Source organism: Bacteroides sp. CAG:633, from assembly GCF_000435115.1.
In the GTDB taxonomy this organism is placed as follows: domain Bacteria; phylum Bacteroidota; class Bacteroidia; order Bacteroidales; family Bacteroidaceae; genus Bacteroides; species Bacteroides ndongoniae.
Genome location: NZ_FR882938.1, coordinates 1 through 11,054 on the forward strand (window position 1 = coordinate 1; position 11,054 = coordinate 11,054).

Below are 11,054 nucleotides of genomic sequence, written 5' to 3' on the forward strand. Positions count from 1 at the left end.
TCTAAGTATATTATTGAGAGAAGAAAGAAGTAATCTGATTAATTGAGAAAATTATGAGTCGTTCATTAAAAAAAGGTCCGTATATTAACGTTAAACTTGAGAAGAAAGTGCTTGCCATGAATGAATCTGGCAAGAAGGCTGTAGTTAAGACTTGGGCCAGAGCTTCAATGATTTCGCCTGATTTCGTAGGCCATACTGTTGCAGTTCACAATGGAAATAAATTCATTCCTGTTTACGTTACCGAAAATATGGTAGGACACAAGTTGGGCGAATTTGCTCCAACTCGTACATTCAGAGGACACGCTGGTAACAAGAAAAAATAAAGACAGGATTTATCTGAAATAATAAAGTAATAATATAATGGGAGCAAGAAAAAAAATATCGGCTGATAAAAGAAAAGAAGCCCTTAAATCCATGTATTTTGCGAAATTGCAAAATGTTCCTACTTCCCCGCGTAAGATGCGTCTCGTGGCAGACATGATTCGCGGTATGGAAGTGAACAGAGCGCTTGGCGTCTTGAAGTTCTCTTCTAAAGAGGCTGCTGCGAGAGTGGAGAAGCTGCTGCGTTCTGCAATTGCTAACTGGGAGCAGAAAAACGAACGTAAGGCTGAAAGTGGCGAATTGTTCGTAACAAAGATTTATGTTGATGGTGGTGCTACGCTGAAAAGAATGCGTCCGGCTCCGCAGGGAAGAGGTTACAGAATTCGCAAGCGTTCAAATCACGTAACATTGTTCGTTGGTTCTAAAAGTAATAACGAAGATCAAAATTAAGGTAAATGGGACAAAAAGTTAATCCAATAAGCAACCGTTTAGGAATTATCAGAGGCTGGGATTCCAATTGGTATGGTGGAAAGAATTACGGCGATTCTTTGTTGGAAGATAGCAAAATTCGCAAATATCTGAACGCTCGTCTTGCTAAAGCCAGCGTTTCAAGAATTGTAATCGAACGTACACTGAAACTCGTGACTATTACCGTTTGTACTGCACGTCCGGGTATCATTATCGGTAAGGGTGGCCAGGAAGTTGATAAGTTGAAAGAGGAATTGAAGAAGGTTACCGATAAGGACATCCAGATTAATATCTTCGAAGTTAAGAGACCTGAACTCGACGCCGTTATCGTGGCTAATAACATCGCCCGTCAGGTTGAAGGTAAGATTGCCTACCGTCGTGCCATCAAGATGGCTATCGCTAATACAATGCGTATGGGTGCGGAAGGTATTAAAATTCAGATTTCAGGACGTTTGAATGGCGCTGAAATGGCACGTTCTGAAATGTATAAGGAAGGAAGAACTCCGTTGCACACTTTCAGAGCAGACATCGACTACTGTCATGCAGAAGCATTGACGAAGGTTGGTCTTCTCGGTATTAAAGTTTGGATTTGTAGAGGTGAAGTTTATGGTAAGAGAGAATTGGCTCCGAACTTTACACAAAGCAAGGAAAGTGGTCGTGGAAGCAATAGCGGAAACAATGGCGGAAAGAACTTCAAAAGAAAGAAAAATAATCGCTAACGAATTTGATTTTTAGGAATTATGTTACAACCGAAAAAAACAAAATTCAGAAGACAACAAAAAGGCCGTCAAAAAGGCAATGCCCAAAGAGGTAACCAGCTGGCTTTCGGGTCATTTGGTATCAAAGCTTTGGAGACGAAATGGATCACAGGCCGTCAGATTGAAGCTGCACGTATTGCAGTAACGAGATATATGCAACGTCAAGGACAAATTTGGATTCGCATTTTCCCCGATAAACCTATTACGAGAAAGCCTGCTGACGTACGTATGGGTAAAGGTAAAGGTAATCCCGAAGGATTCGTAGCTCCTGTAACACCGGGTAGAATTATCATCGAAGCCGAGGGTGTTTCTTATGAGATCGCTAAAGAAGCTTTGCGCTTGGCAGCACAGAAGCTTCCTATCACTACTAAGTTCGTGGTAAGACGTGATTACGATGTTCAAAATCAAAATGCGTAAGGAGTATGAAAATAGCAGAAATTAGAGAAATGTCTACCAGTGATTTGGTAGAAAGAGTTGAAGCAGAAGTAGCAAAGTATGATCAAATGGTTTTGAATCATTCTATTTCTCCTTTGGATAATCCTGCTCAGATCAAACAGTTACGCAGAACAATCGCGCGTATGAAGACTGAGTTACGTCAAAGAGAACTTAACAATAAATGATGAGTTTGATGGAAGCAAGAAATTTAAGAAAAGAAAGAACTGGGGTTGTGCTTAGCAACAAGATGGACAAGACTATCACAGTTGCTGCCAAATTTAAGGAAAAACACCCCATTTATGGTAAGTTCGTTAGCAAGACTAAGAAGTACCATGCTCATGATGAGAAGAATGAGTGTAATGTAGGTGATACTGTACGTATCATGGAAACTCGTCCTTTGAGCAAGACCAAGAGATGGAGATTAGTAGAAATTGTAGAAAAAGCTAAGTAATTATGATACAAGCAGAATCCAGACTTACAGTATGTGACAACAGTGGGGCAAAAGAAGCCCTCTGTATTCGCGTTTTGGGCGGTACAGGTCGTCGCTATGCTTCTGTAGGGGATGTTATTGTTGTTTCTATCAAGAGCGTCATCCCTTCGAGTGATATTAAAAAAGGTGCAGTGTCTAAGGCTTTGATCGTACGTACTAAGAAAGAAATCCGTCGTCCGGATGGATCTTATATACGTTTTGATGACAACGCTTGTGTGTTGTTGAACAATGCAGGCGAAATCAGAGGTAGTCGTATTTTCGGTCCGGTAGCTCGTGAACTCCGTGCTACTAACATGAAAGTGGTGTCACTCGCTCCTGAAGTACTTTAATTTTGTAAAAGATTTAGGTAATGAGTAAGTTACATATAAAGAAAGGCGATACAGTTTACGTAAACGCTGGTGAAGATAAGGGTAAGACTGGTCGCGTGTTGAAGGTTCTTGTTGAGAAAAAACGTGCGATCGTTGAAGGTATCAACATGGTGTCGAAGAGCACAAAGCCGAGCGCTAAGAACCCCCAGGGTGGTATTGTGAAGCAGGAAGCTTCTATCCACATTTCAAACTTGAATCCGGTTGATCCGAAGACTGGTAAACCAACTCGTGTTGGTAGAAAAGTTAGTACTAATGCCAATGGCAAGAAGACTTTAGTGCGTTATTCTAAAAAATCAGGAGAGGAGATTAAGTAATGAGTAATACTGCTAGCCTTAAGAAAGAATATGCAGAGCGTATCGCTCCTGCATTGAAATCACAGTTCCAGTATTCTTCTTCTATGCAGATACCCGTACTTAAGAAGATTGTGATCAATCAAGGTCTGGGTATGGCTGTTGCCGACAAGAAGATTATTGAAGTGGCAATTAACGAAATGACTGCTATTACTGGCCAGAAAGCCGTAGCAACCGTTTCTCGTAAAGATATTGCAAACTTTAAGTTGCGTAAGAAAATGCCGATTGGCGTAATGGTGACTCTGCGTCGTGAGAGAATGTACGAATTCCTTGAGAAATTGGTTCGTGTCGCTCTTCCCCGTATCCGTGACTTCAAAGGTATTGAAAGTAAGTTCGATGGTAAGGGTAACTATACCCTTGGTATTCAGGAGCAAATCATTTTCCCTGAAATAAATATCGATAGTATTACAAGAATTCTCGGTATGAATATTACCTTTGTAACCTCTGCGAAGACAGATGAAGAAGGTTATGCTTTGTTGAAGGAATTCGGTTTACCGTTTAAAAACGCTAAAAAAGATTGATAAGTTATGGCAAAAGAATCAATGAAGGCACGTGAAGTAAGACGTGCAAAATTAGTAGCCAGATATGCCGAGAAAAGAGCTGCCCTGAAGAAAATCGTTAGAACGGGTGACCCTGTAGAGGCTTATGAGGCTGCACAAAAGCTTCAGGAATTGCCTAAGAATGCTAACCCCATTCGTCTGCACAATCGTTGCAAGCTGACTGGTCGTCCTAAAGGATATATCCGTCAGTTCGGCATTTCCAGAATCCAGTTCCGTGAGATGGCCTCAAACGGTCTTATCCCGGGTGTAAAGAAAGCAAGCTGGTAATTATTATTTTTTAAATATTGTCAGGGTAGTCCTGATTAATTTAATTTATTTTTATATGACTGATCCAATAGCAGATTATTTGACGAGGTTGCGGAACGCTATTCAAGCGAAGCACAGAGTTGTGGAAGTTCCGGCTTCAAATTTGAAAAAAGAAATCACTAAGATTCTTTTTGAGAAAGGCTACATTCTTAATTACAAGTTTGTAGAAGATGGTCCTCAAGGTACAATCAAGGTAGCCTTGAAGTATGATCCGGTTAACAAGGTAAACGCTATCAAGAAACTGGAAAGAATTTCTTCTCCGGGTATGCGTAAATATACTGGTTACAAGGATATGCCGCGTGTTATTAATGGTTTGGGTATTGCTATAATATCTACTTCCAAAGGTGTAATGACCAACAAAGAAGCCGCTGAACTGAAGATCGGTGGTGAGGTTTTGTGTTATGTATATTAATGAGGAGGAATAAGCAATGTCAAGAATAGGAAAATTACCCATTAGCATTCCTGCCGGAGTAACAGTTACTTTGAAGGATGATGTAGTAACCGTAAAGGGACCTAAAGGCGAAATGAGCCAATACGTAAATCCTGCTATCAATGTTGCCATCGAAGACGGTCATGTAGTTTTGACAGAGAACGAGAACGCAATGTTGGATAATCCGAAGCAAAAACATGCGTTCCACGGTTTGTATCGTGCATTGGTTCACAACATGGTTGTTGGTGTATCTGAAGGATATAAGAAAGAGTTGGAACTTGTCGGTGTAGGTTACCGTGCTTCTAACCAAGGAAATATCATTGAACTGGCTTTGGGATATACTCACAGTATCTTTATACAGTTGCCGCCTGAAGTGAAGGTAGAGACTAAGTCTGAAAGAAATAAGAATCCTTTGATTATTCTGGAATCTTGTGATAAGCAATTGCTTGGTCAAGTTTGCTCTAAAATACGTTCTTTCCGTAAGCCTGAACCCTACAAAGGTAAAGGTATTAAGTTTGTTGGCGAAGAAATTCGTAGAAAGTCTGGTAAATCGGCCGGCGCTAAATAATCATTTAAATTGATAGAATATTATGACAACAAAAATAGAAAGACGAATTAAAATCAAATATAGAGTACGCAATAAAGTTTCAGGCACGCCTGAGTGTCCGCGTATGAGTGTATTTAGAAGCAACAAGCAAATCTATGTTCAGGTTATCGATGATTTGTCAGGTAGAACACTGGCTGCCGCTTCTTCTTTGGGTATGACTGAAAAGATGCCTAAGAAGGAACAAGCTGCTAAGGTAGGCGAGCTGATCGCTAAGAAAGCACAGGAAGCTGGAATTACTACTGTTGTTTTCGACCGTAATGGTTACTTATATCATGGGAGAGTAAAAGAAGTGGCTGATGCTGCACGTAACGGTGGACTTAAATTTTAATCATTATGGCAGGACTTAATAATAGAGTTAAGATTTCAAACGATATAGAACTGAAAGATAGATTAGTTGCTATTAATCGTGTGACCAAGGTGACAAAAGGTGGTAGAACTTTCAGCTTCTCTGCCATTGTGGTAGTAGGTAATGAAGAAGGTATCATCGGTTGGGGACTTGGTAAGGCAGGTGAAGTAACAGCTGCTATAGCAAAAGGTGTAGAATCTGCAAAGAAGAACTTGACAAGAGTACCTGTATTGAAGGGAACTGTTCCTCACGAACAGTCGGCTAAGTTTGGTGGTGCTGAAGTATTCATCAAGCCTGCTTCTCACGGTACGGGTGTGGTTGCCGGTGGTGCAATGCGTGCTGTACTCGAAAGTGTAGGTGTGACGGACGTTTTGGCTAAATCAAAAGGTTCTTCTAACCCTCATAACTTGGTGAAGGCTACAATTCTGGCATTAAGCGAAATGCGTGATGCTCGTATGGTAGCTCAGAACAGAGGTATCAGTATTGAAAAAGTTTTTAGAGGATAAGGAGGAAAATTATGTCGACTATAAAGATTAAACAAGTAAAAAGTAGAATTGGTGCTCCTGCTGACCAGAAGAGAACTCTCGATGCACTGGGACTTCATAAGTTGAATCGTGTGGTTGAACACGAATGCACTCCTTCAATTCTTGGAATGGTAGATAAGGTTAAACACTTGGTTACCATTGTTAAGTAATTATTTGTTGAATAATAAAACGAATTACAATATGAACTTAAGTAATTTAAAACCTGCAGAGGGATCTACTAAATCAAGAAAGAGAATTGGACGTGGTCCGGGTTCTGGTTTGGGAGGCACTTCTACAAGAGGTCATAAGGGAGCTAAATCAAGATCTGGATATTCTAAGAAGATCGGTTTCGAAGGTGGTCAGATGCCTCTTCAACGCCGTGTTCCGAAGTTTGGCTTTAAAAATATCAATCGCGTAGAGTATAAGGCTATTAACTTGGATACAATCCAGAAACTGGCTGAAGCTAAGAATCTGCAGACTGTAGGTATCAACGATTTTGTTGATGCTGGTTTCATCTCTTCAAACCAGTTGGTAAAAGTGTTAGGTAACGGAACTTTGACTGCTAAGTTGGATGTACAGGCACATGCATTCTCTAAGACTGCTGCTGCTGCCATCGAAGCTGCTGGTGGACAAGTGGTAAAACTCTAATTCAATGAGAAAAGCTATTGAAACATTAAAGAATATATGGAAAATTGAGGATCTGAGACAACGGATCCTCATTACCATATTGTTTGTGGCAATCTACCGTTTTGGTTCATATGTTGTATTGCCAGGTGTTAACCCGTCAATGTTGACTCAGTTGCACGAGCAAACAAGCGAGGGCCTTTTGGCTTTGTTAAATATGTTTTCCGGAGGAGCATTTTCCAATGCATCTATTTTTGCTTTGGGTATTATGCCGTATATCTCTGCCTCCATCGTTATTCAGTTGCTGGGAATCGCTGTTCCGTATTTCCAGAAATTGCAGCGTGAAGGTGAAAGCGGTAGAAGGAAAATGAATCAGTATACTCGTTATCTGACCATTGTGATTCTTTTGTTCCAGGCTCCTTCTTATTTGATGAATCTTAAAATGCAGGCTGGACCTTCTTTAAGTGCTTCATTAGATTGGACTCTGTTTATCGTTTATTCTACCATCATTTTAGCTGCTGGTAGTATGTTTATTTTGTGGCTTGGTGAGAGAATTACTGATAAAGGTATCGGTAATGGTATTTCATTGATCATTATGGTGGGTATTATTGCACGCTTGCCGCAATCTCTGTTCCAGGAACTGGTATCTCGTATGACTGATAAGACTGGTGGTTTGGTTATGTTCTTGATCGAACTTGTTGTTTTGTTAGTCGTTATCGCTTTTGCAATCCTGCTTGTTCAGGGTACGAGAAAGATTCCTGTACAGTATGCAAAGAAAATTGTCGGTAACAAGCAATACGGTGGCGCAAGACAGTATATTCCTTTGAAAGTGAATGCTGCCAATGTGATGCCTATTATCTTTGCTCAGGCAATCATGTTTATCCCCATTACCTTTATTGGTTTCTCAAATGTAAATAATGCAAGCGGTTTCGTTCATGCATTAACTGATCATACAAGCTTCTGGTACAATTTGATTTTTGCAGTGTTGATTATATTATTTACTTATTTCTATACTGCAATAACCATTAATCCGACTCAGATGGCCGAGGATATGAAGCGTAACAATGGCTTTATTCCTGGTATTAAGCCGGGCAAGCAAACAGCAGAGTATATTGATGTGATTATGTCACGCATTACTTTGCCAGGTTCTTTCTTCCTTGCCTTGGTTGCCATTATGCCTGCTTTTGCTGGTGTATTTGGAGTAAAAGCTGAATTTGCTCAGTTCTTTGGCGGTACATCTTTGTTAATTCTTGTAGGTGTGGTTCTTGATACACTGCAGCAAGTTGAAAGTCATCTGTTGATGAGACATTATGACGGTTTGCTGAAATCTGGTCGTATCAAAGGCCGTAGTGGTAATGTAGCTGCATATTAATCTTTTTTGAGGAAATGATATTTCTTAAAACTGAAGATGAAATAGAGCTGCTCCGTGAGAGTAATTTGCTTGTAGGAAAAACGCTTGGTGAATTAGCCAAGATTATTAAGCCTGGAGTCACTACAAAGGAGCTGGATAAGGTTGCGGAAGAATTCATTAGAGATAATGGTGCTATTCCCACTTTTAAGGGTTTCCCCAATCAATATGGCGATCCGTTTCCAGCTTCGATTTGTACCTCTGTAAATGAGCAGGTGGTACATGGCATACCAAGTGATGTAGTACTGAAAGACGGCGATATAGTTTCGGTCGATTGTGGTACTTACATGAATGGATTTTGTGGTGATTCTGCTTATACGTTCTGTGTAGGTGAAGTTGATGAGGAAGTACGCAAATTGCTTAAAGTAACAAAAGAGGCATTATACATAGGAATTCAAAATGCTGTTCAGGGTAAACGCCTTGGTGATATCGGATATGCCATCCAACAGCATTGCGAATCCAATTCTTATGGTGTGGTGCGTGAGTTTGTAGGTCATGGTATCGGTAAAGAGATGCACGAGGATCCGCAAGTGCCTAACTACGGCAGACGTGGTTACGGTACGATGTTGAAACGCGGGTTGTGCATTGCTATTGAGCCGATGATTACCTTGGGAAGCCGTCAAATTGTGATGGAGCGGGATGGCTGGACAGTAAGAACGAAAGATCGTAAATGTGCTGCTCATTTCGAGCATACAATTGCAATAGGGTCTGGTGAAGCTGATATCTTGTCATCGTTCAAGTTCATTGAAGAAGTATTAGGAGATAAAGCAATTTAAGAAATTAATATGGCAAAGCAATCTGCAATAGAACAAGATGGAGTTATAGTTGAAGCATTGTCAAATGCAATGTTTCGCGTTGAATTAGAAAACGGACATGAGATTACTGCTCATATCTCAGGTAAGATGCGGATGCATTATATCAAAATCTTGCCAGGAGATAAAGTAAGAGTTGAAATGTCTCCTTACGATTTATCGAAAGGAAGAATTGTATTTAGATATAAATAAAATTAAGATATGAAAGTAAGAGCATCCTTAAAGAAACGTACGCCAGAGTGTAAGATCGTTAGACGTAATGGCCGTTTGTATGTTATTAACAAGAAAAATCCTAAGTATAAACAACGTCAAGGATAATATTATTATTTTTGCAAAAAAAATAATTTAGTATATGGCTATAAGAATAGTTGGTGTCGATTTGCCTCAAAACAAGAGAGGTGAAATTGCGTTGACCTATATTTACGGAATAGGTCGTAGTAGTTCAGCAAAAATTTTGGATAAAGCAGGTGTTGACAGAGACCTGAAAGTAAAAGACTGGACGGATGATCAGGCTGCCAAGATTCGTGAGATCATTGGCGCAGAGTACAAAGTAGAAGGTGATCTTCGCTCTGAGGTTCAATTGAATATTAAACGTTTGATGGATATCGGTTGCTACCGTGGTGTACGTCACCGTATCGGTCTGCCTGTTAGAGGCCAGAGCACAAAGAACAATGCTCGTACTCGTAAGGGTAGAAAGAAAACCGTTGCTAATAAGAAAAAAGCTACTAAATAATAATTGTTGATATGGCAAAAAAAACAGTTGCAGCAAAAAAGAGAAATGTAAAGGTAGATGCTAATGGACAATTGCACGTTCATTCATCTTTCAACAACATTATTGTTTCTCTGGCAAATAGCGAAGGTCAGATCATTTCTTGGTCTTCTGCCGGAAAAATGGGATTTAGAGGTTCTAAGAAGAACACTCCTTATGCAGCACAGATGGCTGCACAAGATTGTGCTAAGGTTGCCTATGATCTTGGTTTGAGAAAGGTTAAGGCATATGTGAAGGGTCCAGGTAACGGACGTGAGTCTGCTATTAGAACTGTACACGGTGCAGGTATTGAAGTTACTGAGATTATCGACGTAACTCCGCTTCCTCACAATGGTTGTCGTCCTCCGAAAAGACGTAGAGTTTAAGATTTACCTTTATTTAAATGACACTTGATTTTGTTATTGGATTGTATAATTCTTCTCTGCAATCGCGGCTGCAACAAATTAAGTTCATGACTAACAATTAAAAATTAAAAGAAATGGCTAGATATACTGGACCAAAATCAAGAATAGCCCGTAAATTCGGTGAAGGTATCTTTGGAGCAGATAAAGTTTTGTCTAAGAAGAATTATCCTCCCGGACAACACGGTAATTCAAGAAAGAGAAAAACTTCTGAATATGGTGTGCAACTTCGTGAAAAGCAGAAAGCTAAATACACCTATGGAGTTTTGGAAAAACAATTCCGTAACCTGTTCGAGAAGGCAGCTACGGCAAAAGGTATTACTGGTGAGGTATTGCTTCAATTGCTCGAAGGTCGTCTCGACAATGTTGTATACCGTTTAGGTATTGCTCCTACTCGTGCAGCTGCCCGTCAGCTGGTTAGTCACAAGCATATCACAGTGGATGGTGAAGTTGTAAACATCCCTTCATATGCAGTGAAACCCGGTCAGATTGTTGGAGTACGTGAGAAATCTAAGTCATTGGAAGTTATCGCTAACTCATTGGCTGGTTTCAATCACAGCAAGTATCCTTGGTTGGAGTGGGATGAAACTCTGAAGGTTGGTAAACTGTTGCATGTTCCTGAAAGAGCAGACATTCCTGAAAACATTAAAGAGCATTTGATCGTAGAGTTGTATTCTAAATAATAATTAATTTCATGGCGATATTAGCATTTCAAAAACCTGATAAAGTATTAATGTTGGAAGCGGACTCTAAATTCGGAAAGTTCGAATTTCGTCCGTTGGAGCCCGGTTTCGGTATTACCGTGGGTAATGCCCTGCGCCGCATCCTGCTTTCTTCCTTGGAGGGTTTTGCTATCACCACCATCAAGATTGAAGGTGTTGAGCATGAATTCTCCAGTGTACCGGGAGTTAAGGAGGATGTTACTAACATTATCTTGAATCTGAAACAAGTGAGATTCAAGCAAGTAGTTGAAGAATTCGAAAGTGAGAAAGTAAGTATTACCATTGAGAATTCTACTGAATTTAAAGCAGGTGACATAGGTAAGTATTTGACTGGATTTGAAGTGTTAAATCCTGA

23 protein-coding genes and 1 pseudogene are annotated in these 11,054 nt (G+C 40.1%); all 24 read left to right on the forward strand.

Going from position 1 to position 11,054, the window contains the following annotated elements; genetic code table 11:
* Positions 1-53 precede the first annotated feature (53 nt).
* Positions 54-323 (forward strand): 30S ribosomal protein S19, encoded by a 270-nt coding sequence (rpsS, locus tag QVP67_RS00165; protein ID WP_022161551.1) that lies wholly within the window; start codon positions 54-56, stop codon positions 321-323.
* A gap of 37 nt (positions 324-360) precedes the next feature.
* Entirely contained in the window at positions 361-771 is a 411-nt protein-coding gene (gene rplV / locus QVP67_RS00170; protein WP_022161552.1) for a 50S ribosomal protein L22, read from the forward strand.
* A gap of 5 nt (positions 772-776) precedes the next feature.
* The gene (gene rpsC, locus QVP67_RS00175) at positions 777-1,508 is read left to right on the forward strand and encodes a 30S ribosomal protein S3 (protein ID WP_005656540.1); all 732 of its coding nucleotides are present in this window, start codon (positions 777-779) and stop codon (positions 1,506-1,508) included.
* Between the two features lie 21 nt (positions 1,509-1,529).
* Entirely contained in the window at positions 1,530-1,964 is a 435-nt protein-coding gene (gene rplP / locus QVP67_RS00180) for a 50S ribosomal protein L16 (protein ID WP_022161553.1), read from the forward strand.
* Positions 1,965-1,969: 5 nt separating this feature from the next.
* Positions 1,970-2,167 carry a 50S ribosomal protein L29 gene (gene rpmC / locus QVP67_RS00185; protein ID WP_022161554.1) on the forward strand — a complete coding sequence of 66 codons (198 nt, stop codon included), beginning with the start codon at positions 1,970-1,972 and terminating at the stop codon, positions 2,165-2,167.
* Positions 2,164-2,433, forward strand: coding sequence for a 30S ribosomal protein S17 (gene rpsQ / locus QVP67_RS00190; protein ID WP_113740847.1), 270 nt, complete (start codon positions 2,164-2,166; stop codon positions 2,431-2,433). Before rpmC ends, rpsQ begins: the two co-directional genes overlap by 4 nt.
* A gap of 2 nt (positions 2,434-2,435) precedes the next feature.
* The gene (gene rplN / locus QVP67_RS00195; protein ID WP_022161556.1) at positions 2,436-2,801 is read left to right on the forward strand and encodes a 50S ribosomal protein L14; all 366 of its coding nucleotides are present in this window, start codon (positions 2,436-2,438) and stop codon (positions 2,799-2,801) included.
* A 20-nt stretch (positions 2,802-2,821) separates the two neighbouring features.
* Positions 2,822-3,154, forward strand: a complete 333-nt coding sequence (gene rplX / locus QVP67_RS00200) for a 50S ribosomal protein L24 (RefSeq protein ID WP_022161557.1) — start codon at positions 2,822-2,824, stop codon at positions 3,152-3,154.
* The gene (gene rplE, locus QVP67_RS00205; protein WP_022161558.1) at positions 3,154-3,711 is read left to right on the forward strand and encodes a 50S ribosomal protein L5; all 558 of its coding nucleotides are present in this window, start codon (positions 3,154-3,156) and stop codon (positions 3,709-3,711) included. The genes rplX and rplE overlap by 1 nt, the downstream gene beginning before the upstream one ends.
* A 6-nt stretch (positions 3,712-3,717) precedes the next feature.
* On the forward strand, positions 3,718-4,017 hold the full coding sequence (rpsN, locus tag QVP67_RS00210) for a 30S ribosomal protein S14 (RefSeq protein WP_022161559.1): 300 nt from the start codon (positions 3,718-3,720) through the stop codon (positions 4,015-4,017).
* A gap of 55 nt (positions 4,018-4,072) precedes the next feature.
* Positions 4,073-4,468 (forward strand): 30S ribosomal protein S8, encoded by a 396-nt coding sequence (gene rpsH, locus QVP67_RS00215; RefSeq protein ID WP_022161560.1) that lies wholly within the window; start codon positions 4,073-4,075, stop codon positions 4,466-4,468.
* 16 nt (positions 4,469-4,484) lie between these two features.
* Positions 4,485-5,054 (forward strand): 50S ribosomal protein L6, encoded by a 570-nt coding sequence (gene rplF, locus QVP67_RS00220; protein ID WP_022161561.1) that lies wholly within the window; start codon positions 4,485-4,487, stop codon positions 5,052-5,054.
* 22 nt (positions 5,055-5,076) lie between these two features.
* Entirely contained in the window at positions 5,077-5,421 is a 345-nt protein-coding gene (rplR, locus tag QVP67_RS00225; protein ID WP_022161562.1) for a 50S ribosomal protein L18, read from the forward strand.
* A gap of 5 nt (positions 5,422-5,426) precedes the next feature.
* Positions 5,427-5,945: a 30S ribosomal protein S5 gene (gene rpsE / locus QVP67_RS00230; protein ID WP_022161563.1), complete on the forward strand. Its 519-nt coding sequence runs from the start codon at positions 5,427-5,429 to the stop codon at positions 5,943-5,945.
* A gap of 11 nt (positions 5,946-5,956) precedes the next feature.
* The gene (gene rpmD / locus QVP67_RS00235) at positions 5,957-6,133 is read left to right on the forward strand and encodes a 50S ribosomal protein L30 (protein ID WP_004291222.1); all 177 of its coding nucleotides are present in this window, start codon (positions 5,957-5,959) and stop codon (positions 6,131-6,133) included.
* A gap of 31 nt (positions 6,134-6,164) precedes the next feature.
* A complete protein-coding gene (gene rplO, locus QVP67_RS00240; RefSeq protein ID WP_022161564.1) occupies positions 6,165-6,611 on the forward strand; it encodes a 50S ribosomal protein L15 in 447 nt (148 codons plus the stop codon).
* Positions 6,612-6,615: 4 nt separating this feature from the next.
* Positions 6,616-7,959: a preprotein translocase subunit SecY gene (secY, locus tag QVP67_RS00245; protein ID WP_022161565.1), complete on the forward strand. Its 1,344-nt coding sequence runs from the start codon at positions 6,616-6,618 to the stop codon at positions 7,957-7,959.
* 14 nt (positions 7,960-7,973) lie between these two features.
* Positions 7,974-8,771 (forward strand): type I methionyl aminopeptidase, encoded by a 798-nt coding sequence (map, locus tag QVP67_RS00250; RefSeq protein WP_022161566.1) that lies wholly within the window; start codon positions 7,974-7,976, stop codon positions 8,769-8,771.
* 9 nt (positions 8,772-8,780) lie between these two features.
* Positions 8,781-8,999 carry a translation initiation factor IF-1 gene (gene infA, locus QVP67_RS00255; protein ID WP_002558052.1) on the forward strand — a complete coding sequence of 73 codons (219 nt, stop codon included), beginning with the start codon at positions 8,781-8,783 and terminating at the stop codon, positions 8,997-8,999.
* 9 nt (positions 9,000-9,008) lie between these two features.
* A complete protein-coding gene (ykgO, locus tag QVP67_RS00260; protein WP_002558051.1) occupies positions 9,009-9,125 on the forward strand; it encodes a type B 50S ribosomal protein L36 in 117 nt (38 codons plus the stop codon).
* A gap of 34 nt (positions 9,126-9,159) precedes the next feature.
* Complete coding sequence (gene rpsM, locus QVP67_RS00265) at positions 9,160-9,540, forward strand: 30S ribosomal protein S13 (RefSeq protein WP_022161567.1); 381 nt, start codon at positions 9,160-9,162, stop codon at positions 9,538-9,540.
* Between the two features lie 11 nt (positions 9,541-9,551).
* The gene (rpsK, locus tag QVP67_RS00270) at positions 9,552-9,941 is read left to right on the forward strand and encodes a 30S ribosomal protein S11 (RefSeq protein WP_007567382.1); all 390 of its coding nucleotides are present in this window, start codon (positions 9,552-9,554) and stop codon (positions 9,939-9,941) included.
* 113 nt (positions 9,942-10,054) lie between these two features.
* Positions 10,055-10,660: a 30S ribosomal protein S4 gene (gene rpsD / locus QVP67_RS00275; RefSeq protein WP_022161568.1), complete on the forward strand. Its 606-nt coding sequence runs from the start codon at positions 10,055-10,057 to the stop codon at positions 10,658-10,660.
* An 11-nt stretch (positions 10,661-10,671) separates the two neighbouring features.
* A pseudogene (locus QVP67_RS00280) lies at positions 10,672-11,054 on the forward strand (DNA-directed RNA polymerase subunit alpha); the annotation flags it as partial.